The organism is Thioalkalivibrio sp. ALE30, assembly GCF_000377465.1.
In the GTDB taxonomy this organism is placed as follows: Bacteria; Pseudomonadota; Gammaproteobacteria; order Ectothiorhodospirales; family Ectothiorhodospiraceae; genus Thioalkalivibrio.
The window spans coordinates 38,735-58,952 of sequence record NZ_KB898175.1 but is presented as its reverse complement, the minus strand read 5'-3'; the positions used below and the strand labels follow the sequence as shown (position 1 = coordinate 58,952).

Here is a 20,218-nt window from a genome sequence, read left to right as displayed (position 1 = left end):
CCCTTGCTGGCGGCCCGTGACGTATCGCTGGAGCGTGCGGGTCGGGTAATCCTGGATCAGGTCTCCGTCCAGGTGCGACCGGCCGAGGTGACGGTGGTGATCGGCCCCAACGGAGCTGGCAAGACCTCTCTGCTGCGCGTCCTGCTGGGGCTGTGGAAACCGGGGCGGGGTCGGGTGCAGCGCCGACGCGGCCTGCGCATCGGCTACATGCCCCAGCGCCTGCAGATCGAGCCGGTGTTGCCGCTGTCGGTGCAGCGCTTTCTGACATTGCGCCAGCGGGCCCCGGAGGCGGTGCTGCGGGAACGGCTCGAACGGGTGGGGGTGCCGCACCTGCTGCACAAGCCCGTGCAGTCGCTCTCCGGGGGAGAGATGCAGCGGGTACTGCTCGCCCGCGCGCTGCTCAATCGACCGAACCTGCTCGTGCTGGACGAACCGGCTCAGGGGGTGGATATCGTCGGCCAGGGCGAGGTGTTCAAGCTGATCGACGATATCCGCCACGAGACGGGTTGCGGGGTGCTGATGGTCTCGCACGACCTGCACCTGGTGATGGCGGGGGCGGATGCGGTGATCTGCCTGAACCAGCATGTGTGCTGTACCGGGCGGCCGGAAGAAGTATCGCGGCACCCGGAATACCAGCGCCTGTTCCCGGAGTCGGACATGCAGGGGATTGGGGTCTACCGGCACGATCACGACCATGTGCACGACGTGGCCGGGGAAGTGCATGAGCATCACGCCGGCTGTGCCCATGGTCGGCCGTCAGGCCCCGGCGGAGGCGCGTCCCGATGATGGAAGGGCTGCTCGACGACTTCCTGGTGCGCGCGTTGCTGGCGGGCCTGATGGTGGCGGCTGTCGCCGGGCCGCTGGGGGCCTTCGTGGTCTGGCGGCGCATGGCCTATTTTGGCGATACCGTGTCGCATTCGGCCCTGCTCGGCGTGGCCCTCGGGGTGTTGCTGGGGCTGAACCTGAACCTGATGGTCACGCTGGTATGCGTGGCCATCGCGATCCTGCTGGTGCTGCTGCAACGCCGCCAGGAACTGGCCGCGGACACGCTGCTCGGGATCCTCGCGCACAGCGCGCTGTCGCTGGGGATCGTCGCGATCACCTTTATCGAGGGGCTGCGGGTGGACCTGATGGCCTACCTGTTCGGCGACATCCTCGCGGTCGGGACCGGGGATCTGCTGTCGATCGCCATTGGCGGCGGCGTGGCCCTGCTGCTGCTGGTCGTCCTGTGGCGCCCGCTGCTGGCGCTGACGGTGCACGAGGAGCTGGCACAGGTGGAGGGCGTACCGGTGCTGCTGGTACGGCTGGGCCTGATGCTCCTGATCGCGCTGGTGATCGCGGCGGCGATGCAGGTCGTCGGGGTGTTGCTGATCACCGCGCTGATGATCATCCCGGCTGCCAGTGCACGGCGCTTCGCCACCACCCCCGAGCAGATGGCGATCCTTGCCGGCATCATCGGCATGCTGGCAGTGGGGGCCGGGCTGTGGGGCTCCTTCCAGTACGACACGCCGACCGGCCCGACCATCGTGGTCGCCGCGATGCTCGGCTTCATCCTGGTGCATCTGCTGCCGGGCCGCTTGATCCCCCATTTCGGCGGCCGCTGAACCCCTTTGTATTCACCACGAAGCAGACGAAGGCACGAAGAAAGGCCAGGTCAAAAGCAAGAAGCTTGAACAGGAAGAAAGGAAGTCAGGAAGGATTCTGAAATGGGTCTGTCCCTGCGGTGCGGGCCTGCGCACGCCGGTTAGCCCTGATTCATATCATCCTTCAAATCTTCTCATCTTCCTGTTAACGCCCTTGACCTAGCTTTTCTTCGTGCCTTCGTGTGCTTCGTGGTGAACAAAAAGGGCGCCAGGGAGCGGTCAGCGGCGGCGTTCGAGGCGTTCGAAGGTGAAGGGGCAGGCGTGGCGATCGTCGGCCTCGTGGTGTTCGGACCAGACGACGTCCCAGTCCGCGGGGTCGATCGCGGGGAAGTACGTATCCCCGGCGTGGCGCTCGTGCACGCGGGTCAGGTGCAGCACGTCGGCGCGCGGCAGGGCCTCCTCGAACAGGCCCGCGCCGCCGATCACGAAGGCCGGGCCCGCCTCGATGCTGGCCAGGGCCGCGTCCAGATCCGAGTAGACCTCGACGCCGTCAGCGCGCCAGTCCGACTGGCGGGTCAGGACCAGATTGCGCCGCTTCGGTAGCGGTCGTCCGATGGACTCGAAGGTGCGCCGCCCCATGATCATTGGGTGGCCGTTGGTCACGCGCTTGAAGTGCTGCAGGTCCTTCGGCAAATGCCAGGGAAGGTCGTTGTCGCGCCCGATCACGTGATCCGGATCGAGCGCGACCATCAGGTGGATCTCGGGTTGGCGCATGTAGAGATAGTCCGATCGCGGATGGGTCAGGCGGCGTCGACCTGAATGATTTCGCTCTGGCAGTGCGGCTCGGGAATGGGCTCCCCTTGCTCCCGGAGGCCTTCGAGATGGAACTTGATGGCCTCCCGGATTAGGGTTACGACCTCTTCGCGGCTGGCCGCCGAGGCCATACAGCCGGGCAGATCGGGCGCATATGCACCCCAACCATCCTCGCTTTCCTCGATGATCACGGTGTAGTTCATCATCGCCTCCTCGGGTTTTTGTCCTTGAGACCCGCCTGTTTCAGCGCATTGTTCAGTGTTCCGGGGGGAATATCCAGATCAGGTTTTCCCGCCACGGTTACAAGTCCCGGCTTCGTTGGATGCTTGAATTGGCGGTGGCTGCCTCTTTGTCGAACCTGAACCCATCCATCGCGTTCCAGGCATCTGATCAGTTCCTTGATCTTCATTCGGCTTCCTTGCCGGTATCCATTTGCGAGGGTAGCGGAGTCAGATGGCGATGGGGGCCTTGATCGGGGGGTGGGACTGGTAGCCGCGGACCTCGATGTCGTCGAAGGTGAAGGCGAACAGGTCGGTGACGTCCGGGTTCAGGTGCAGAGTCGGCAGCGGCAGCGGCTCGCGTCCGAGCAGTTCTTCGACCTGGTCCTGGTGGTTGCGGTAGAGATGGGCGTCGCCGAAGGTGTGCACGAATTCGCCCGGCTTCAGGCCGACCACCTGCGCGAGCATGTGGGTCAGCAGCGCGTAACTGGCGATGTTGAACGGCACCCCGAGGAAGACATCGGCGCTGCGCTGATAGAGCTGGCAGGACAGGCGGTCGTCGGCCACGTAGAACTGGAACAGGGTGTGGCAGGGCGCCAGCGCCATGCGTCCGGCCGCCGCGTTGGCCTCCGGCGAGACGGACTCGTCGGGCAGATCGGCCACGTTCCAGGCGCTGATGATGTGGCGCCGGGAATGCGGCCGGTTCTGCAGGTTGTCGACCAGTTCGGCCAACTGGTCGTGGCCGGCCCAGTTGCGCCACTGGGCGCCGTAGATCGGGCCCAGGTCACCGTCCTCGGTCGCCCATTCGTCCCAGATGCGGATCTTGTTGTCGCGCAGGTAGCGGATATTGGTGTCGCCGGCGATGAACCACAGCAACTCGTGGATCACCGAGCGCAGGTGAGTGCGCTTGGTGGTTACCAGCGGGAAGCCGTCAGCCAGATCGAACCGCATCTGGTAGCCGAACACCGAGCGCGTGCCGGTACCGGTGCGGTCCGGACGATCCGTGCCATGGTCGCGGATGTGCCGCACCAGATCGAGGTATTGCTGCATCTCAGGAGGCCTCCGGGGCCGGGCGGGCTGCGGGCAGCGGGTTGCGCCGCGACCAGACGATCAGGGCCACGCCGAACAGGATAACCGGCAGGCTCAGGACCTGGCCCATGGTCAGCCAGTCGAAGGCAAGGTAACCGATGTGGGCGTCGGGCACGCGGACGAACTCGATCGCAAAGCGGAAGCCGCCGTAGAGCGTCAGGAACAGCCCGGAGATCAGGCCCGTGCGGCGCGGCTGGCGCGAGACGATCCACAGCACCACGAACAGCACCAGCCCCTCGAGAAAGGCCTGGTACAACTGCGACGGGTGGCGCGGGATGTAGTCCGCGGCCGGGAAGACCATGGCCCAGGGCAGGTCGGTGGGCTTGCCCCACAGTTCGCCGTTGATCCAGTTGCCGATGCGGCCGGCGCCGAGGCCGATCGGGATCAGCGGGGCGATGAAGTCGGTCAGGCGGAAGAACGGCTGGCCGATCTTGCGGGCATACAGCCAGCAGGTGACCAGCACCCCGGCGAGTCCGCCGTGGAAGGCCATGCCACCTTCCCAGATGCGGAACAGGCTCACCGGGTCGGCCAGTGTGGCGTCCAGGTTGTAGAACAGGGCATAGCCGAGCCGTCCGCCGACCACGACCCCGACCACGCCCCAGAACAGCAGGTCGCCGACCTGCCAGGGGTGCAGGGGGTCCCAGTCGCGGGTACGCGTGCGCCAGACGCCGAGTGCCCAGAAGGCGATGAAGCCGACCAGGTACATCAGGCCATACCAGTATAGGGTCAGCGGGCCGATGGACAGCGCGACCGGGTCGATAAACGGGTGTGTGGGCATGGGCGCTTGCGGATGAAAAACCGGCTGCACATGCTACCCGGCCGGGCGCCGGCATGCACCTGCATGCGGGTCGCCGGATCCACTTTCCAGGAGGTCGCGCGATGAATCGACTGGCCGGGGCCAGCAGCCCTTATCTGTTGCAGCACGCCGACAACCCCGTGGACTGGTATCCCTGGGGCGAGGAGGCGCTGGAACGCGCCCGCCGCGAGGGCAAGCCGATCCTGCTGTCGATCGGCTACTCCGCCTGCCACTGGTGCCATGTGATGGCGCACGAGTCCTTCGAGGACCCGGACACCGCCGCGGTGATGAACGAGCGGTTCGTCAATATCAAGGTGGACCGCGAGGAGCGCCCGGATCTCGACCGCATCTACCAGAACGCGCATATGCTGCTGTCGCAGCGTCCCGGGGGCTGGCCGTTGACCGTCTTCCTGACGCCCGACCAGGTGCCGTTCTTTGCCGGGACCTACTTCCCGAGCACCCCGCGCCACGGCCTGCCGTCGTTCGTGGATCTGATGACGCGGGTTGCCGATTTCCTCGCCGAGCACCCCGACGAGATCCAGCGCCAGACCGAATCGCTGCAGCAGGCGCTGGGTCGGATCTACCGCCCCGCCGGCGGCGCGATCCCGGCGCTCAGTGTCATCGACAAGGGACGCGCGGAACTGGCGAAGACCTTCGACGAGCAGTTTGGCGGCTTCGGGGATGCCCCCAAGTTTCCGCACCCGGCCTCGCTCGAGTGGCTGGCCTGGCATGCGGCGCGCCATGGCGATGCCGAGGCCGACCGCATGCTGGGGCGCACCCTGGACGCGATGGCCGCGGGTGGCATCTTTGATCAGGCGGGGGGTGGCTTCTGTCGTTACTCGGTAGACGCCCGCTGGATGATCCCGCACTTCGAGAAGATGCTCTACGACAACGGCCCGCTGCTGGGGCTCTACGCCGAGCGCGCGGCCGGCGGCGATCTTCGCGCGCGGCGGGTGGTGGAACAGACGGTCGCCTGGCTGAAACGCGAGATGCGGGATGGCTCCGGGGCCTTCTACTCGAGCCTGGACGCGGACTCCGAGGGCGAGGAGGGACGCTTCTACGTCTGGGATCCGGACACCGTGGAGGCGTTGTTGCCGGAGGTCGAATGGGCCGTTGCCAGCCGCGTCTGGGGGCTGAACGGCCCGGCCAATTTCGAGGGACGCTGGCATCTGCACGAGGTCGCGCCGCCGGCGACCGTCGCGGAGGCGCTGGGGATCGACGAGGCGGAGGTGAACCGGCGGCTGGATCAGGCCCGGGAACGTCTGCTGACGGCCCGCGCGGAGCGGGTGCGACCGCACCGGGACGAGAAGATCCTCGGCGCCTGGAATGCCCTGATGATTTCCGGACTGGCGCGGGCCGCGCGCGCCCTGGGGCGTCCGGAATGGCTGCACCTGGCACGTGATGCGATGACCGCCGTGCGCGAGCGTCTGTGGCGCGACGGCCGGCTGTACGCCAGCGTGCGCGAGGGGGCCACCGGTGCGATGCCGCGCGCCTATCTCGACGATCACGCCCTGTTGCTGGAGGCCACGCTGGCGTTGCTGGAGACTGAATGGGACAGCGAGCTGCTGGGCTGGGCCGTCACTCTGGCCGATACCCTGCTGGCGGAATTCGAGGACCGCGAGCACGGCGGTTTCTTCTTTACCGCCGGCGATCACGAGGCGCTGATCCAGCGCCCGAAAGTGTATTCCGACGATGCCATGGCCAATGGCAACGGTGTCGCGGCGCAGGCCTTGCAGAAGCTCGGGTTCCTGCTGGCCGAGCCACGGTATATCGAGGCGGCCGAGCGCACCCTCGCCAACGCCGGACCGATGATCGAGCAGGCCCCGGTGGGACACATGAGCCTGCTGATGGCGCTGGACATCCACTACCAGCCGCCGGCCTTGGTCGTGCTGCGCGGGGCGGCGGACGAACTTCCCGCGTGGCAGCAGCGTCTGCGGGCGCAGGCTGCTCCGGTATGGGCCCTCGCGATCCCGGCCGATGCCGGCGACCTTCCCGCTGCGCTGGCGGAGAAGGCCGCCCCGGAGACGGGTGTGCGTGCCTATCTCTGCCGCGGGCTGCAATGCGAGGCGCCCGTGACTGACCCTGCGGCGCTGGACAGCGCGCTCTCACAGGGTTGAAACGCCTGATCACGTACCCACGGTAGAATGCGTCCGGTGGTAGGAGCCTTCTTGCAGGCGAAGCCCCTGCCAAACTCCGACATGGGCAGGGGCTTCGCCTGCAAGCAGGCCCCACAAAAACATCCAGATCATTGCATAAGGGAAGGTTCGAATGAGCGAGAAGAAGCTGATGGATTTCGTCGCCGAGGCGCGCAAGAACGTGAAGGAGATTGCCCCGGCGGATCTCGCCGAGAAGATGGAGGCGGGCGAGGACTGGCTGGTGGTCGACGTGCGCGAACCCTATGAGTTCGAAAAGATGCACGCGCCGAATTCCATCCTCGTCCCGCGCGGCCTGCTGGAGGGCGCGGCCGACCCCAACACCCCGCACCGCATCGACGCCCTGGTGGAGGCCCGCGAGAAACCGGTGGCCGTGATGTGCGCGACCGGCGGCCGGGCCGCCATGTCCGTGCAGCGGCTGCAGGAGATGGGCTTCACCAACGTGGTGAATATCGCCGGTGGCATCAAGGGCTGGGAAGGCGAGGACCTGCCGGTCGAATCCGGCGCCTACACCGGCAAGCTGCCGTAGCACGGCCTCGCGGGGCGGGGGCCGGTGCCTCCGCCCCCAATGCCACCCTCTGCGGGTGGGCATCCGACGGCGGGTTCACCCGACCGTCATCGTTTCTACACGGGATGGTCAAGCGCGCGGCGTAGTCTCCGGGGCAGTTCAACCGGAGGTCGCCACCATGACCGCACCGCCTCGCTCCCTGTCCGTGTCCTCCACGGATGCCGAAACTGCCTATCGCGTCCATCTGGCTTCCAGCCCCGCGGATCTGGAAGCCGCCCAGCGCCTGCGCCACGAGGTCTTCGCCGGCGAGATGGGGGCAGCGCTGCCGGACACCGCCTCGGGGCTGGATCGTGACCCGCTGGACGCCTTCTGTCATCACCTGCTGGTGCGTGACCGACGTTCGGGCGGTGTGGTGGCCTGCACGCGCATCCTGACCGAAGAGAGTGCGAGCACGGCCGGCGGTTTCTATTCGCTGTCCGAATTCGAACTGGGCCCGCTGATGAATCTGCCCGGGCGCACTCTGGAGGTCGGTCGTACCTGCGTGCGCGCGGACCATCGCCAGGGCGGCGCCATCAACGCACTGTGGACCGGGCTGGCGCGTTTCATGAATGCCCATCGCTACGACTACCTGATGGGCTGCGCCAGCCTGCCCCTGACCGAGCAGACACCGGCCCAGCTGGCCTGGCTGCGCATGTTCCATCGGGCCCCGTCGCGCCTGCGGGTCACCCCGCGCCGACCGCTTCCCAACGCCCTGACCATCTGCCACGGCACGCCCAGCCGCAGCGGTATGCCGCCGCTATTGAAGGCCTACCTGCGCCTGGGCGCGCGGGTCTGCGGCGAGGCCTGTTTCGATCCCGATTTCAATGTGGCCGACGTGCTCGTCTTGCTGGATGTGCGCGCCATGCCGGACCGTTACCATCGGCACTTCCTGGGCGCCGCGGCGCCTGCAAGCCGAGGAACGGAACATGACCGGAACACTGCGGGCACTGGTTAGGCTGATGCGTATCGTGCTGCACATGCTGGCGGGGGTCTGGCTGACCTGGCGGATGGCCCGCCGCGAGGCCGACTTCGAGGAGCGCAGTCGCATCCGCCGGGCCTGGTACGACCGTGCCCTGTGGATCGCGGGGGTGCGTTTCCGGATCCATGGCGAGCCGCCCCGGCGGCCGTCGCTGGTGGTCTCCAACCATGTCTCCTGGCTGGATATCCCGTTGATCGGGGCAGCGCTGGACCCGTGCTTCCTGTCCAAGGCGGAGATCGCGCGCTGGCCGGTCATCGGCTGGCTGGCCCGGCAGCACGACACCCGCTTCATCGAGCGCGGTGCGCACCAGGCCTCCGCCCATGTCGAGGCCATGCGGGCTGGCCTGGACGAGGGCCGCCACTTCGTGGTGTTTCCGGAGGGGACGACCAGCCGGGGCGAGTTCGTGCGCCGTTTCCACCCGCGCCTGTTCGCGGCCGTCACCGGCACTCGGCATCCGGTGCAGCCGGTGGCGCTGGCCTACGAGCGGACGCCCGATGGCGCGGTTCCGGTGTCGTATTCCGGCGGGGATCGCCTGATCCCCAACGTATGGCGCTTGCTGTGCCGCCGCGAGACGCGTGTGGACCTGCATTTTCTGGCGCCGCTGGAAGTCGCGGATCAGGACCGGCGCAGCCTGGCGGACGGTGCCCGTGAGGCCATCGTCCGCGTGCTGGACCTGCCACTGGAACCGCCAGCTGGTCGCGAAAGCGATCGCTCGCCTGCATAGCGCCGGCCGCGGCACGGGGATTCATCATGTGGTCGCAACCGCACATCGAGTCCCCGGGCCCCTGCCGCACACGCCTGCATCTGGCGCTGGTCACCGAGACCTGGCCGCCGGAGGTTAACGGCGTGGCGCATACCCTCGCGCGGCTGGTCGAGGGGATGCGCGAGCGTGGCCACCGGGTGCAGGTCGCCCGCCCGCGCCAGCCGGGCGAGGTGGCGCGCCCCTGCGGGGCGGGCGACGAATCAGGGGCGTGTGACCACCTGCTCGCGGGCCTGCCGCTGCCTGGCTACAGCGGCCTGCGCATGGGTCTCCCGGCGCGCCGCCGGCTGCAGGCCCTGTGGTCGGAGGACCGCCCGGATGCCGTGTATATCGCCACCGAGGGTCCGCTGGGGCATGCGGCCCTGCGCGCGGCGCGGCGCCTCGGGATTCCGGTCGCCTCGGGTTTTCATACCCATTTCGACGGCTATGCCCGCTACTACGGTGTCGGCTGGCTGACCCCGCTGGTGCGCGCTGTCCTGCGCCGTTTCCACAACCGCTGTGACGTGACTCTGGCCCCGACCGGGGCACTGGCGCACACGCTGGCGGCGCAGGGATTCCAGCGCGTGCGGGTGATGGCGCGGGGCGTGGATACCCGGCGTTTCACCCCGGCGCGGCGGTCATCGCGCCTGCGCCAGCAATGGGGTGCGGCGACCGCCACACCGGTCGTGCTGTACGTCGGGCGCCTGGCACCGGAGAAGAATCTGGCCCTGGTGGTGGATGCCTTTCGCGCCATCCAGGCGGCGCGCCCCGACGCGCGCCTGGTGGTGGTCGGCGATGGCCCCTCGCGAACGGAGCTGGAGCGGGCCAATCCGGACGCGATCTTCACCGGCCAGCAGGTGGGCCAGGCCCTGGCACAGCACTATGCCAGCGCCGATCTGTTCCTGTTTCCGTCGACTTCCGAGACCTTCGGCAATGTGGTGATCGAGGCCATGGCGAGCGGGCTCCCGGTGCTGGCCTTCGATTCGGCCGCGGCTCACGAGCATGTGACCAGCGGCGTGAGTGGCGCCCGGGTGCCGCTGACGGGAACGGCGTCCGAGGATGCCGCCGCCTTCGTCGGCGCGGCGGGCGCTCTCGCGCAGGATCCGGAGGCCTGGCGCGAGATGGGCCGTCAGGCGCGAGCGCATGCCCGCGGGCTCGACTGGGTCGAGGTGGTGGCCGAGTTCGAGTCCCAGTGTCTGGGAATCCTCAAGGAGGGTCGCGATGCGCGTCCTGCAATGGATGGATGAGCTGGAGCTGGCGGTCTGCCGGCAGTTCAACCACTACAATCGGCGCCGCGTCGTCAGCGGGTTCTTTGGCGGGGTGAGCCGGCTGGGCGACGGGGTGGCCTGGTATGCGCTGATGCTGGTGCTGCCGTTGCTGCACGGGCCGCAGGCGGCTTGGGTCAGCCTGCAGATGGCGGTGGTGGGGCTGGCGTCGCTGCCGGTGTACAAGTGGCTGAAGCGACGCACCAGCCGGCGGCGGCCCTGCCACCGTGATCGCCCGTTCACGCGGACGGTGGACCCGCTGGACGAATTCAGCTTCCCCTCCGGCCATACCATGCACGCGGTGGGATTCACCGTGGTCCTGGTGGCGTGGTTCCCGGTCTGGGCCTGGCTGGTGGTGCCGTTCGCGGCGCTGGTGGCCGCCTCGCGGCTGGTACTGGCGCTGCACTATCCCAGCGACGTCGCCATGGGCGCGCTGATCGGGGCGTCCATGGCCGGCGCGGTGCTGTGGCTCGCCGGGTTGTTCTAGGGAAACACCTCGCGTCATCCCGGCCGTAGCGCAGCGAAGAGCCGGGATCCCCGCTTCGCGGAAGCCCCATCGCCCTGATCTGCCCCGGCGTTGGAGATCCCGGACAACCGCTGCGCGGTTTCCGGGATGACGCCTTAGCGGGCGGGATCAGCCGCGGGAGGCGAGCGCCTCTTCGTTGTAGGCGGCGTCGATGGTGACGATGGTTTTCTCCACCAGGCGGAAGCCCTCCACGGGTGCGTCATCGCCCATGTACTTCAGGCGGGTCGGGCCAATGGCCTTGACCGCCTCGGCGCGTTCCAGGGTGGTGTCCGGGCTGTCGGCGCCGGCCCCGTCCATCAGCGCGACCAGGACCTCGGCCGCGATGGGGTTGCGGTGTTCGCCGCTGCGCGCCTTTTCCAGCGACGCGGCAGGGTCGCCGTCCAGGAACACGCCGTCCATGTGTTCATCCAGGTACTGCAGCAGTTCGCTTAGCGTCATGATGCGCCTCCCGTTGGGTCTCGAGTGGCCGCCAGCGCGCATGGGCGCGGCGGCGACCGGTGATCGGTGGGTTCAGCCCTGCTGCGCGTAGGCGGCCCGGGCGGCGGGCATCGCGCGGCCGGGGGTGACGGCCCCCATGTCGGCCAGCACGGCCTCCAGCGCGGACAGGCACAGCAGGACGTTCTTCTCGTTCGCGCCGTAGCCCATCAGGCCGATACGCCAGACCTTGCCGGCATACGGTCCCAGCCCGGCGCCGATCTCCAGGCCGTAGCGGTTCAGCAGTTCGCCGCGCACCGCGGCCTCGTCCACGCCCTCGGGCACGTGCACCGCATTGAGCTGCGGCAGGCGATGCTTGGCATCCACCAGGAAGCTCAGGCCCATGGCCTCAAGGCCGGCGCGCAGGGCGTCGTGGTGGCGGCAGTGACGCGACCAGCTGTTCTCCAGGCCTTCCTCGGCAAGGATTACCAGCGATTCGTGCAGGGCGTACAGGGCGTTGACCGGGGCGGTGTGGTGGTAGGCGCGCTTGCCGCCGCCGCCCCAGTACCCCATGACCAGGTTCAGGTCGAGGAACCAGCTCTGGACCTTGTGGCTGCGCGCCTGGATGCGCTCTACCGCGCGTTCGCTGAAGCTGACCGGCGACAGGCCCGGGGTGCAGGACAGGCATTTCTGCGAGCCGGAGTAGATTGCATCCACGCCCCAGTCATCCACGTACAGCGGGCTGCCGGCGAGGCCGGTGACCGAGTCGACGATGCTCAGACAGTCGTGTTCGCGCGCCAGCCGGCAGAGGGTCTCGACGTCCGAGCGCGCGCCGGTGGAGGTCTCGGCGTGCACGAAGGCCAGGATCTTCGCATCCGGGTTGCCCTTCAGCGCGTCCTCGACCTTCTGCGGGGAGACCGGGGCGCCCCAGTCGTCCTCGACCACCACGGCAGTGGCGCCACAGCGCTCGACGTTTTCCTTCATGCGCGTGCCGAACACGCCGTTGATGCAGACGATTACCTTGTCGCCCGGCTCGACCAGGTTCACGAAGCAGGTCTCCATGCCGGCGGAGCCGGGGGCGGAGACCGGCAGGGTCAGCGCGTTACTGGTCTGAAAGGCGTACTGCAGCAGGCCTTTCATCTCCTCCATCATGCCGACGAAAACCGGGTCCAGGTGGCCGATGATCGGGCGGCTCATCGCGCTCAGAACACGCGGGTTCACATCGGAGGGGCCGGGGCCCATCAGGGTGCGCTGCGGGGGGAGAAAGGATTTTGCCTGCATGGATGCGTCTACCGGATTGGAAAAGGGGGAATCTAGATCGCCGCCGGGGCGCGGGCAAGCGCCCCTACGCACCGGCGGGAGTTGCCGGACAGTGACGCTCGAGCAGCGTGAGCCAGTGCTCGACCGGGGTGTCCGTGCCACTTTGCAGATGGGTCTGGCAGCCGATGTTGGCGGTGACGATGCGCGCGGGGCCCGCGGCCTCGAGGTTGTCCAGCTTGCGCTGGCGAAGCCGACCTGCCATCTCCGGCTGCAGGATCGAGTAGGTGCCGGCAGAGCCGCAGCACAGGTGCGGCTCGATGACCGGAACCAGATTGAAACCGGCGGCCTGCAGGAGCGGTTCCACGCGCCCGGGCAGGGCCTGGCCGTGTTGCAGGGTACAGGGGGCGTGCCAGGCCACTGGTGGGTGATCGGCCGGTGCGCGGATCCCGAGCTCGCGGATGCTTTCGGCGTCGAACAGTTCCACCGGGTCGCGAACCCGTGCCGCCAGCCGGGCCGCGCGCTCGGCGTACGTCGGGTCGTCGGCCAGGATGTGCCCGTAGTCGCGTAGCAGCACGCCGCAGCCACTGGCGGTGCTGACGACCGCGTCGACGCCGCGCTCCAGGACCGGTTCCCAGGCGTCGAGGTTGGCGCGGACCCGGGCGCGGGTCCGTTCCTCGAAGGCCAGGTGGTGTTCCACCGCTCCACAGCAGCGGGCCGCCCCGGTCTCCACTACCTCGACGCCGCGGCGGGCCAGCAGGTGGCGCAGGGCCGCGTTGATGCGGGCGTCGATGGCGTCATGCACGCAGCCGCCCAGCAGCAGCACGCGCCCATGCTGGAAGCCGGGTCCCGCAGCACCGTTGGCGGGCCGGGGTACGGTCCCGGTGGCCTGGCGCGGCGGCACGCGCCGCTTCAGTCGCGCGGGCAGGGCCGGGCGGGCGAGACGCCCCAGCCCGAGGGCCAGACGGAACGGCCAGCGCGCCGGCAGGGCGCGCGCCAGCAGGCCGCGCAGCAGCCGCTCGCGCCAGGGGCGGTCGAGGTCGCGCTCGACGACCTCGCGGCCCACCGCCACCAGGTGGTTGTAGTCCACGCCGGAAGGGCAGGTGGTCATGCAGTTGAGGCAGGTCAGGCAGCGGTCCAGATGGGTGCGCGTGGTGGCATTGGCCTCGCCGCTCTCCAGGACCTCCTTGATCTGGTAGATCCGGCCGCGCGGCCCGTCCAGCTCGTCGCCCTGTTCCTGGTAGGTCGGGCAGGTGGCGTTGCAGAAGCCACAGTGCACGCAGGCGCGCAGCGCGTCCTCGGCGATGCGCGCCGCCGGGTCGTTCTCGAAGCGGGGGTGCAGGCGGGTTTCCATGGTCTCAGCTCGCCCGGGCGGGGCGTGGATGGGGGGCAATCAGTGGGGCGAAAAATACCCCGTCCGGGTCCATCGCCGCGCGGACTTCCCCTTCCAGGCGCGCGTGCGGCGCGGGGCGCGGGTGCAGCCAGGGGCCGCCGGCGGGATTGCCCAGCCACAGCCGGGCATGCCCGCCCGCGTCTGCGACCGTCGTGCGGACCGTTTCCGGGGCCGCGCTGGAGCGCAGCCAGCGCTCGCCGCCGCCCCAGTTCATCAGCCACTCGCCCGGCAGGTCGAGGGGCGGGGTCGCCGGCGGCAGGCTCAGACGCCACAGGCGTTCGTCGCCGGTCACCGAACCGGTCAGGAACGGCAGGTGACGATCGCGCAGCCGGGTCCAGAAGGGCGGACCCTCCAGATCGGCATCCGCGCCCAGGCGCTCGGCGGCCTCCTGCACGGCCTCCTGCCCACCGCCCAGGCGGATCCGGGTGATCCCGTCGGCCCAGGCCAGGCCGGAGAAGGGCAGGGCGGTGCGTCCCCAGTCCCGAGCCTGCTGGATGAATTCGGCCGCGGAGGCCTCGCGGCGCAGCCAGGCCTGGTAGGCGGGGGCGGGGAGCAGCTTGAAACTGGCTTCCAGCAGCAGGCCCAGACTGCCCATGCTGCCCGCCATCAGGCGCGAGACGTCGAAGCCGGCGACGTTCTTCATGACCTCGCCACCGAAGCGCAGGATCTCGCCGCGGCCGTTCACGATGCGCGTACCCAGCAGCGCGTCACGCAGACTGGCGGTCCAGGGGCGGCGCGCGCCGGACAGCCCCAGGGCGACCATGCCGCCCACGGTGCTGGACGGGGTGGGCATGGCCGGCTCGAAGGGCAGCATCATGCCGACCTCTTCCAGCGCGGCCTGCAATTCCATCACCGGTGTGCCGGCACGCACCGTCACCACCAGCTCGCTGGGGGCCAGATTGACGATGCCGTGGTGGCGGCCTGCCTCCAGCAGCTGCACATCCGCCGGATATCCTTCGGGGAACGCGAGGGCACGCTGACTGCCACTGCCGGTGATGGCCAGGCGGTGGCCGGCTGCACTGGCCGAACGGATGCGCTCGGCCAGTAGCAAGGACTGGTCGGTTCCGGGTTCCATCAGATGCGGGCGCGGCCGGGGCTAGCGGGCCACGCGGAAAGTTCGGTAACGGATCGCTGCGCCAGAAGCGCCGGCGCTGCGTTGGGCAAGTTTGAAATAGCGTGGCTATTCCGGCACTTGCCCGCCTTGCTCCGGCACTTCTGGCTGTGCTCCATCGTCACCGAACTTCCCGCATGGCCCACTAGCCCGTCTCCAGTGTCAGGCGTACCCGTTCCAGGCGATGCCGCACATCTTGAGCAAGGTCCTCGACACCGGGCTTGTTGACCAGACCCATCACCGCGACCGGGTCCATGAAGCCGACCGTGCAGGTCCCGTTCTCGTTGTCCTGTACCAGGACGTTGCAGGGCAGCAGCAGCCCGATGTTCGGATCCGCCTCGATCGCCTGGCGGGCCAGGTTCGGGTTGCAGGCGCCGAGGATGCGGTAGGCCCGATGATCCAGGTCCAGTTTCTTCTTGAAGGCCGCGGCCACGTCGATCTCGCTGAGAATGCCGAAGCCTTCCTCGCCCAGGGCGGCCGTGGTGCGCTCGATCACCTGATCGATCGCGCCCGGCACGATCACGTTGAAGCCGTATTGAGGTTGTTCCATCGCGGGTCCTCCGTTCGTGGTGAGGTCGGGTTACGCCGACAGCGCCGGGGCGTCGGCGGATGGCCCGCCTCCCGGTGGTGTCGTGCGCCGGCGCTGGTTCCAGGCGACCAGGAGCCCCAGGGCCAGCGCGGGGAGGTAGAACCAGTAGGGACTCGGACGGTCGGTGGGCACCAGCACGCCGGTGATGGCCCAACCACCCTCCAAGCCTACCCGGCCGGCCGGGCTGCCGAAAGCAACCGTTTGTATCTGCGCCTTCTGCGCGTCGGGATCGAAGCGCACGTCCAGGCCGGCATCGGCCAGGCGTTCGCGCGGAGCCAGGTCCGGGCTGCCCAGCGGGAACATCACCGTGCGGGTGATCTCGCGGCCCTCCAGGTCGATGCCGGTGGCCTCCACGCGCAGCGAGTCACGATCCGGGATCGTTTCGACGACCTCCAGCAGGGTCTCCGGCGGCTGGTGCGCAAAGGGCGGCGCGATGCGGTCCATCAGTACCGTGGGCACCAGCAGCACGAAGGCCACCACCAGCAGGGCGCCGGATTCCCAGTAGCGGCTGCGGGTCAGGAACCAGCCCTGGGTGGCTGCGGTAAACGCGAGGATGCCCGCCAGCGAGCCGAGGAATACCAGCGTCAGCTGGAACACGTTGTCCACGCCGATCAGCAGCAACTGGCTGTTAAAGATGAAGAAGAACGGCAATGCGATGGTGCGCAGGCTGTAGGCAAAGGCCTGGATCCCGGTGCGGATCGGGTCGGCCTTCGCGATCGCCGCGCCGGCAAACGAGGCCAGACCCACCGGCGGCGTCACGTCGGCCATGATGCCGAAATAGAACACGAACAGGTGGGCCGCGATCAGCGGGATCAGGATGTCGTGCTGGGCGCCCAGGTCGACGATGATCGGGGCCATCAGGGTCGCCACGATGATGTAGTTCGCGGTGGTCGGCAGGCCCAGCCCCAGGATCAGGCTGATCAGGGCCGTCAGCACCAGCACCAGCAGCAGGTTGCCGCCGGACAGGGTGTCCACCAGGTCGGTCAGCACCAGCCCGACGCCGGTCATTGCCACGGTGCCGACGATGATCCCGGCCGCGGCGGTGGCCAGGCCGATACCGATCATGTTGCGCGCGCCGGTCTCGAAGCCCTGAAACAGCTCCCATACCCCGACCCAGGTCGCCTGCAGCAGCCGGCCCTGGCGCCGGAACAGCGCGACCAGCGGGCGCTGGGTCAGGACGATGAAGATCATGAAGGCCACCGCCCAGAACGCCGCCAGCCCCGGCGACAGGCGTTCCACCACCAGAGCCCAGACCAGCACCACCAGCGGCAGCACATAGTGCAGACCGCCCAGTACCGTGGGTAGCACGCGCGGCAGGGGTTGCTCGGTGTCCAGGGGTTCCGGCTCGGGTTCGCGGGCGACGATCCACAGCAGGATCAGGTAGGCCGCGAACAGCAGGCCGGCGATGATCCAGGCGGCGGCGTCGCCGGCCACGTCCTTGATCCAGCCCAGCCCCCAGTACACCGCGGCGGCCAGGATGATCAGGCTGGAGACGGTGATCCCGAAGCTGATCAGGCGCCCGCGCCAGGTGGTCACGGTGGCGCGCTGGAGCCCCTCCATGCCGTTCTTGCAGGCCTCCAGGTGGACGATATAGATCAGCGCGATATAGGCGATCAGCGCCGGCAGAATCGCGTGTTTGAGCACCTCCACGTAAGGGATGCCGACGTACTCGACCATCAGGAAGGCGGCGGCCCCCATCACCGGCGGCATCAACTGGCCGTTGACCGAGCTGGCCACCTCCACCGCGCCGGCCTTGTGCGGGGCGAAACCGACCCGGCGCATCAGCGGCACGGTGAAGGTGCCGGTGGTGACCACATTGGCGATGGACGAACCGGAGACCACCCCGGTCATCCCCGAGGCCATCACCGCGGCCTTGGCCGGGCCCCCGCGCAGGTGCCCGAGCAGGGAGAAGGCGACACGGATGAAGTAGTCGCCAGCGCCGGCGCGTTCCAGCAGCGCGCCGAACAGCACGAACAGGAACACGAAGCTGGTGGAGACCCCCAGCGCGATCCCGAACACCCCCTCGTTGGACAGCCACTGCTGCGCCATCGCGCGCGGGTAGCTGGCGCCGCGATGGGCGATCAGGTCGGGCATCAGCGGCCCGGCGAAGGTGTAGAACAGGAAGATCGCCGCGATGATGGTCAGCGCCGGGCCGAGCACGCGGCGTGTCGCCTCCAGCAGCAGGATCAGACCGATCCCGGCCATGACCAGGTCCAGCTCGGTGGGGGCGCCTGGGCGCGCCGCCAGCGCCTCGTGGAACAGGTAGAGGTAGAGCGCACTGAAGGCCGCGACCGCGGCGAATACCCAGTCGCCCAGGGGCACACGATGCACGGGGTCGTTCCCGCGCAGCAGGGGCCAGGCCACTACTACCAAAGCAATGCCCAGGGCCAGATAGACCTCGCCGAGGCGTTCAAGGCCCAGCAGCTGCCATAGCCCTAGTGCGATCAGGGCCAGGCCGCCGAGGGCATAGAGGATGCCGATCGCGTGCTGCCAGCCCTTGCCGCGGGCGGTGGGACGTACCGCGGGGAAGAGCAGGTAGCCGAGGAAGATCGCGAAGGCCAGATGGATGGAGCGGGCCTCGGTCTCGGAGACCACGAAGACATCCACCCAGTCGGCCATCGGCGCGGCGATCCAGATCTGGAACAGCGACCACGCGACGGCCGTGATCCAGATGAGACTGCGGGTCGCGCGGCCGGGGTGGCGGCCGCCGGTCTCCAGCTCGGCGACCTGGCGGTCCTCCGGGCTGGCGGCATCCTGGGCTCGGGTATCAGTCATCGATCAGTCCTGCCTCGCGAAAGTAGCGTCGGGCGCCGGGGTGCATGGGCGCGGACAGGCCCTCGTCCACCATGCCCTCGCGTTCGAGACCGCTGAAGGCCGGGTGCAGGCCACGGAAGGTCTCGAAGTTCTCGAACACGGCGCGGGTCAGTTCAAAGGCGGCGGTGTTCGACGTGCGGTCCGAGGTGACCAGGGTGGCGCCCACGCCGTAGGTGCGGATGTCCTGGTCCTGCCCTGGGTAGGTATCGGCGGGAATCACGGCGGTGAGGTAGTAGGGGGTCGAGCGGATCAGTTCCTCGATGGCCGGCCCCTCGATGGAGACCAGGCGTGCATCACAGGTGGCGATGGGCTCCTGGATCGCCGCCGAAGGGTGGCCGACGGAGAACACGAAGGCGTCGATGCGATTGTCGCACAGGGCCTGGGCCTGCTCGCGCGAGGGCAGCTCGCTGACTCGGCGGAAGGTATCGTGATCCCAGCCGAGCTTCTCCATCAGCTCTTCCATCAGGGTGCGCTGGCCGGATCCGGGGTTGCCGATGTTCACGCGCTTGTCCGGCAGATCATCCAGTCCGGCAATCTCCGCGTCGGGGCGCACCACCAGGGTCAGGGGCTCCGGGTGCAGGCTGAACATGGCCCGCAGGTGCGTGGCCGGCCCGAAGGCCTCGAAGCGGCCGCTGCCATGGTAGGCGTGGTACTGCAGATCCGACTGGGCCACGCCGAAATCCATGTCACCGGAGCGCACCATGTTCAGATTGAACACCGAGCCCCCGGTGCTTTCCGCGGTGCAGCGCATCCCGTGTTCGTCGCGGCGAGTGTTGAACAGGCGGCACAGGTGCTGGCCGGCCGGGTAGTAGACCCCGGTGACGCCGCCGGTACCGATGTTGATGAAGCGCTGCTCGGCCGCCGCCAGGGGCGCGAGCAGCAACAAGGCCAGGCTCAGGCCCAGGGCCGGCAGCCCGCGGGTCAGGTGACGTGTAGGGATGCGGTGCACGGCGGATCCTCGCATGTGTTCTCCCGGGAACAGGCGGTATCGCGAGTGTAGGGAATCGGGCCGTAATGTACACGCCCGCCGGTCCGGGTAACGCGGCAAGGTTTTTCTGGCTCTGCGGTCAAGCGGCGCGTAGGGTGAGGCCTCCATCCGACGCAGGCATTGCCTCATGTGGCTTGAAACCCGCTGTGACTTCGAATTCGAGATCCCCGTCCCGACACCGTTCGTGCTGATGCTGCGCCCGCGCAGCGGCCCGCTGCAGTGGATCGCGCGCGAGGAGTATCGCCTGGTGCCGAACGCCCCGGTGACCGAGTTCGTGGATGTCTACGGCAATCTCTGCCAGCGTCTGGTCGCGCCGCCGGGGCCATTCTCGATCCACACGGCGGCCGAGGTGCAGACGGCCGATGCCCTGGATCGCGCCCCCGGCGCCCCGTTTGTCGAGGTACAGGCCCTGCCGGACGCGACCCTTGGCTACCTGCTGCCCAGCCGCTTCTGCGAATCGGACCGTTTCAATCGCATGGCGACCGAGATCACCGCCGGGCAGTGGCTGGGCTACGACCAGGTGGCCGCCATTGAGCAATGGCTGCGTGACCGCATCGAGTATCTTCCCGGCACCAGCGACATCCCGATCTCGGCGGTGGAGGTGAACCAGCGCGGGAGTGGGGTGTGCCGCGACCTGGCGCATCTGGGCATCGCCCTTTGCCGCAGTCTCAGTATCCCGGCGCGCATGGTGGTCGGGTATCTGCACGGCCTGCAGCCGATGGACATGCACGCCTGGTTCGAGGCCTTCGTCGGCGGTCGCTGGTACAGCTTCGATGCGACCCAGCCCGAGTTGCGGGGCGGCTATGTGGTGGTGGGCTATGGCCGCGACGCGGCGGATGTGGCGATCTACAACCAGTTCGGGCTCCCGGTCTACCCGGTCCGCCACGACGTGGATGTCCATCGCATCGAAGCACCCGCCTGACGCGCGCCGGGCGCGGTATTCC

The 20,218-nt window shown here is 68.6% G+C and carries 21 protein-coding genes; 9 read left to right on the top strand and 12 right to left on the bottom strand.

Annotated elements, in window-relative coordinates:
- Positions 1–3: 3 nt before the first annotated feature.
- Both D107_RS0111490 and znuB read left to right on the top strand, forming a co-directional pair.
- A complete protein-coding gene (locus D107_RS0111490) occupies positions 4–786 on the top strand; it encodes an ATP-binding cassette domain-containing protein (protein ID WP_018881520.1) in 783 nt (260 codons plus the stop codon).
- Positions 783–1,604, top strand: a complete 822-nt coding sequence (gene znuB / locus D107_RS0111485) for a zinc ABC transporter permease subunit ZnuB (protein ID WP_018881519.1) — start codon at positions 783–785, stop codon at positions 1,602–1,604. Before D107_RS0111490 ends, znuB begins: the two co-directional genes overlap by 4 nt.
- Before the next feature lie 258 nt (positions 1,605–1,862).
- Here the strand turns inward: znuB and D107_RS0111480 are convergent, their stop codons facing one another.
- The 5 genes from D107_RS0111480 to lgt are packed head-to-tail and all read right to left on the bottom strand — an operon-like array spanning position 1,863 to position 4,481.
- Positions 1,863–2,357 carry a dihydrofolate reductase gene (locus tag D107_RS0111480; RefSeq protein ID WP_018881518.1) on the bottom strand — a complete coding sequence of 165 codons (495 nt, stop codon included), beginning with the start codon at positions 2,355–2,357 and terminating at the stop codon, positions 1,863–1,865.
- A gap of 26 nt (positions 2,358–2,383) precedes the next feature.
- On the bottom strand, positions 2,384–2,599 hold the full coding sequence (locus D107_RS0111475) for a type II toxin-antitoxin system HicB family antitoxin (RefSeq protein ID WP_018867850.1): 216 nt from the start codon (positions 2,597–2,599) through the stop codon (positions 2,384–2,386).
- The gene (locus D107_RS13880) at positions 2,599–2,805 is read right to left on the bottom strand and encodes a type II toxin-antitoxin system HicA family toxin (RefSeq protein ID WP_018867849.1); all 207 of its coding nucleotides are present in this window, start codon (positions 2,803–2,805) and stop codon (positions 2,599–2,601) included. Before D107_RS13880 ends, D107_RS0111475 begins: the two co-directional genes overlap by 1 nt.
- 40 nt (positions 2,806–2,845) lie before the next feature.
- Entirely contained in the window at positions 2,846–3,664 is an 819-nt protein-coding gene (locus D107_RS0111470; RefSeq protein WP_018881517.1) for a thymidylate synthase, read from the bottom strand.
- Between the two features lies 1 nt (position 3,665).
- On the bottom strand, positions 3,666–4,481 hold the full coding sequence (gene lgt, locus D107_RS0111465) for a prolipoprotein diacylglyceryl transferase (RefSeq protein WP_018867847.1): 816 nt from the start codon (positions 4,479–4,481) through the stop codon (positions 3,666–3,668).
- Positions 4,482–4,582: 101 nt separating this feature from the next.
- Between lgt and D107_RS0111460 the strand changes: the two genes are divergently transcribed.
- From D107_RS0111460 to D107_RS0111435, 6 genes are all read left to right on the top strand, one after another.
- Positions 4,583–6,616, top strand: coding sequence for a thioredoxin domain-containing protein (locus tag D107_RS0111460; protein WP_018881516.1), 2,034 nt, complete (start codon positions 4,583–4,585; stop codon positions 6,614–6,616).
- 151 nt (positions 6,617–6,767) lie between these two features.
- Positions 6,768–7,181 carry a rhodanese-like domain-containing protein gene (locus D107_RS0111455; protein ID WP_018867845.1) on the top strand — a complete coding sequence of 138 codons (414 nt, stop codon included), beginning with the start codon at positions 6,768–6,770 and terminating at the stop codon, positions 7,179–7,181.
- 157 nt (positions 7,182–7,338) lie between these two features.
- Positions 7,339–8,154, top strand: a complete 816-nt coding sequence (locus D107_RS0111450) for a GNAT family N-acetyltransferase (RefSeq protein WP_018867844.1) — start codon at positions 7,339–7,341, stop codon at positions 8,152–8,154.
- Positions 8,155–8,158: 4 nt separating this feature from the next.
- Positions 8,159–8,902: a 1-acyl-sn-glycerol-3-phosphate acyltransferase gene (locus D107_RS0111445; RefSeq protein WP_018867843.1), complete on the top strand. Its 744-nt coding sequence runs from the start codon at positions 8,159–8,161 to the stop codon at positions 8,900–8,902.
- A gap of 26 nt (positions 8,903–8,928) precedes the next feature.
- Entirely contained in the window at positions 8,929–10,164 is a 1,236-nt protein-coding gene (locus D107_RS0111440; protein WP_018881515.1) for a glycosyltransferase family 1 protein, read from the top strand.
- On the top strand, positions 10,139–10,669 hold the full coding sequence (locus tag D107_RS0111435; protein ID WP_018867841.1) for a phosphatase PAP2 family protein: 531 nt from the start codon (positions 10,139–10,141) through the stop codon (positions 10,667–10,669). Before D107_RS0111440 ends, D107_RS0111435 begins: the two co-directional genes overlap by 26 nt.
- Before the next feature lie 147 nt (positions 10,670–10,816).
- On the opposite strand, the gene D107_RS0111430 is transcribed toward D107_RS0111435, so the two are convergent.
- The 7 genes from D107_RS0111430 to D107_RS0111400 form a co-directional block, all read right to left on the bottom strand.
- The gene (locus D107_RS0111430) at positions 10,817–11,146 is read right to left on the bottom strand and encodes a hypothetical protein (RefSeq protein WP_018867840.1); all 330 of its coding nucleotides are present in this window, start codon (positions 11,144–11,146) and stop codon (positions 10,817–10,819) included.
- Between the two features lie 72 nt (positions 11,147–11,218).
- A complete protein-coding gene (locus tag D107_RS0111425) occupies positions 11,219–12,403 on the bottom strand; it encodes an alanine--glyoxylate aminotransferase family protein (RefSeq protein WP_018881514.1) in 1,185 nt (394 codons plus the stop codon).
- 64 nt (positions 12,404–12,467) lie between these two features.
- A complete protein-coding gene (gene glcF, locus D107_RS0111420) occupies positions 12,468–13,733 on the bottom strand; it encodes a glycolate oxidase subunit GlcF (RefSeq protein ID WP_018877880.1) in 1,266 nt (421 codons plus the stop codon).
- A 4-nt stretch (positions 13,734–13,737) separates the two neighbouring features.
- Positions 13,738–14,847 (bottom strand): glycolate oxidase subunit GlcE, encoded by a 1,110-nt coding sequence (glcE, locus tag D107_RS0111415; RefSeq protein WP_018877879.1) that lies wholly within the window; start codon positions 14,845–14,847, stop codon positions 13,738–13,740.
- Between the two features lie 181 nt (positions 14,848–15,028).
- On the bottom strand, positions 15,029–15,433 hold the full coding sequence (locus tag D107_RS0111410) for a DUF302 domain-containing protein (protein ID WP_018867836.1): 405 nt from the start codon (positions 15,431–15,433) through the stop codon (positions 15,029–15,031).
- Between the two features lie 30 nt (positions 15,434–15,463).
- Positions 15,464–18,247, bottom strand: a complete 2,784-nt coding sequence (locus D107_RS0111405) for a TRAP transporter permease (RefSeq protein ID WP_018877878.1) — start codon at positions 18,245–18,247, stop codon at positions 15,464–15,466.
- Positions 18,240–19,250 (bottom strand): TAXI family TRAP transporter solute-binding subunit, encoded by a 1,011-nt coding sequence (locus tag D107_RS0111400; protein WP_018881513.1) that lies wholly within the window; start codon positions 19,248–19,250, stop codon positions 18,240–18,242. Before D107_RS0111400 ends, D107_RS0111405 begins: the two co-directional genes overlap by 8 nt.
- 151 nt (positions 19,251–19,401) lie before the next feature.
- Here D107_RS0111400 and D107_RS0111395 point away from each other — a divergent pair, with 151 nt between their 5' ends.
- A complete protein-coding gene (locus D107_RS0111395) occupies positions 19,402–20,196 on the top strand; it encodes a transglutaminase family protein (RefSeq protein WP_018867833.1) in 795 nt (264 codons plus the stop codon).
- Positions 20,197–20,218: the final 22 nt, after the last annotated feature.

Excerpts from the sequence above, each read along its gene's own strand:
- D107_RS0111440 (WP_018881515.1), top strand. The coding sequence starts at position 8,929 with ATGTGGTCGCAACCGCACATCGAGTCCCCGGGCCCCTGCCGCACACGC.
- D107_RS0111430 (WP_018867840.1), bottom strand. The coding sequence starts at position 11,146 with ATGACGCTAAGCGAACTGCTGCAGTACCTGGATGAACACATGGACGGC.
- D107_RS13880 (WP_018867849.1), bottom strand. The coding sequence starts at position 2,805 with ATGAAGATCAAGGAACTGATCAGATGCCTGGAACGCGATGGATGGGTT.
- D107_RS0111405 (WP_018877878.1), bottom strand. The coding sequence starts at position 18,247 with ATGACTGATACCCGAGCCCAGGATGCCGCCAGCCCGGAGGACCGCCAG.
- D107_RS0111435 (WP_018867841.1), top strand. The coding sequence starts at position 10,139 with ATGCGCGTCCTGCAATGGATGGATGAGCTGGAGCTGGCGGTCTGCCGG.
- znuB (WP_018881519.1), top strand. The coding sequence starts at position 783 with ATGATGGAAGGGCTGCTCGACGACTTCCTGGTGCGCGCGTTGCTGGCG.
- D107_RS0111395 (WP_018867833.1), top strand. The coding sequence starts at position 19,402 with ATGTGGCTTGAAACCCGCTGTGACTTCGAATTCGAGATCCCCGTCCCG.
- lgt (WP_018867847.1), bottom strand. The coding sequence starts at position 4,481 with ATGCCCACACACCCGTTTATCGACCCGGTCGCGCTGTCCATCGGCCCG.
- D107_RS0111450 (WP_018867844.1), top strand. The coding sequence starts at position 7,339 with ATGACCGCACCGCCTCGCTCCCTGTCCGTGTCCTCCACGGATGCCGAA.
- D107_RS0111455 (WP_018867845.1), top strand. The coding sequence starts at position 6,768 with ATGAGCGAGAAGAAGCTGATGGATTTCGTCGCCGAGGCGCGCAAGAAC.
- D107_RS0111445 (WP_018867843.1), top strand. The coding sequence starts at position 8,159 with ATGCGTATCGTGCTGCACATGCTGGCGGGGGTCTGGCTGACCTGGCGG.
- D107_RS0111410 (WP_018867836.1), bottom strand. The coding sequence starts at position 15,433 with ATGGAACAACCTCAATACGGCTTCAACGTGATCGTGCCGGGCGCGATC.
- D107_RS0111400 (WP_018881513.1), bottom strand. The coding sequence starts at position 19,250 with ATGCGAGGATCCGCCGTGCACCGCATCCCTACACGTCACCTGACCCGC.
- D107_RS0111470 (WP_018881517.1), bottom strand. The coding sequence starts at position 3,664 with ATGCAGCAATACCTCGATCTGGTGCGGCACATCCGCGACCATGGCACG.
- D107_RS0111425 (WP_018881514.1), bottom strand. The coding sequence starts at position 12,403 with ATGCAGGCAAAATCCTTTCTCCCCCCGCAGCGCACCCTGATGGGCCCC.
- glcE (WP_018877879.1), bottom strand. The coding sequence starts at position 14,847 with ATGGAACCCGGAACCGACCAGTCCTTGCTACTGGCCGAGCGCATCCGT.
- glcF (WP_018877880.1), bottom strand. The coding sequence starts at position 13,733 with ATGGAAACCCGCCTGCACCCCCGCTTCGAGAACGACCCGGCGGCGCGC.
- D107_RS0111460 (WP_018881516.1), top strand. The coding sequence starts at position 4,583 with ATGAATCGACTGGCCGGGGCCAGCAGCCCTTATCTGTTGCAGCACGCC.
- D107_RS0111475 (WP_018867850.1), bottom strand. The coding sequence starts at position 2,599 with ATGAACTACACCGTGATCATCGAGGAAAGCGAGGATGGTTGGGGTGCA.
- D107_RS0111480 (WP_018881518.1), bottom strand. The coding sequence starts at position 2,357 with ATGCGCCAACCCGAGATCCACCTGATGGTCGCGCTCGATCCGGATCAC.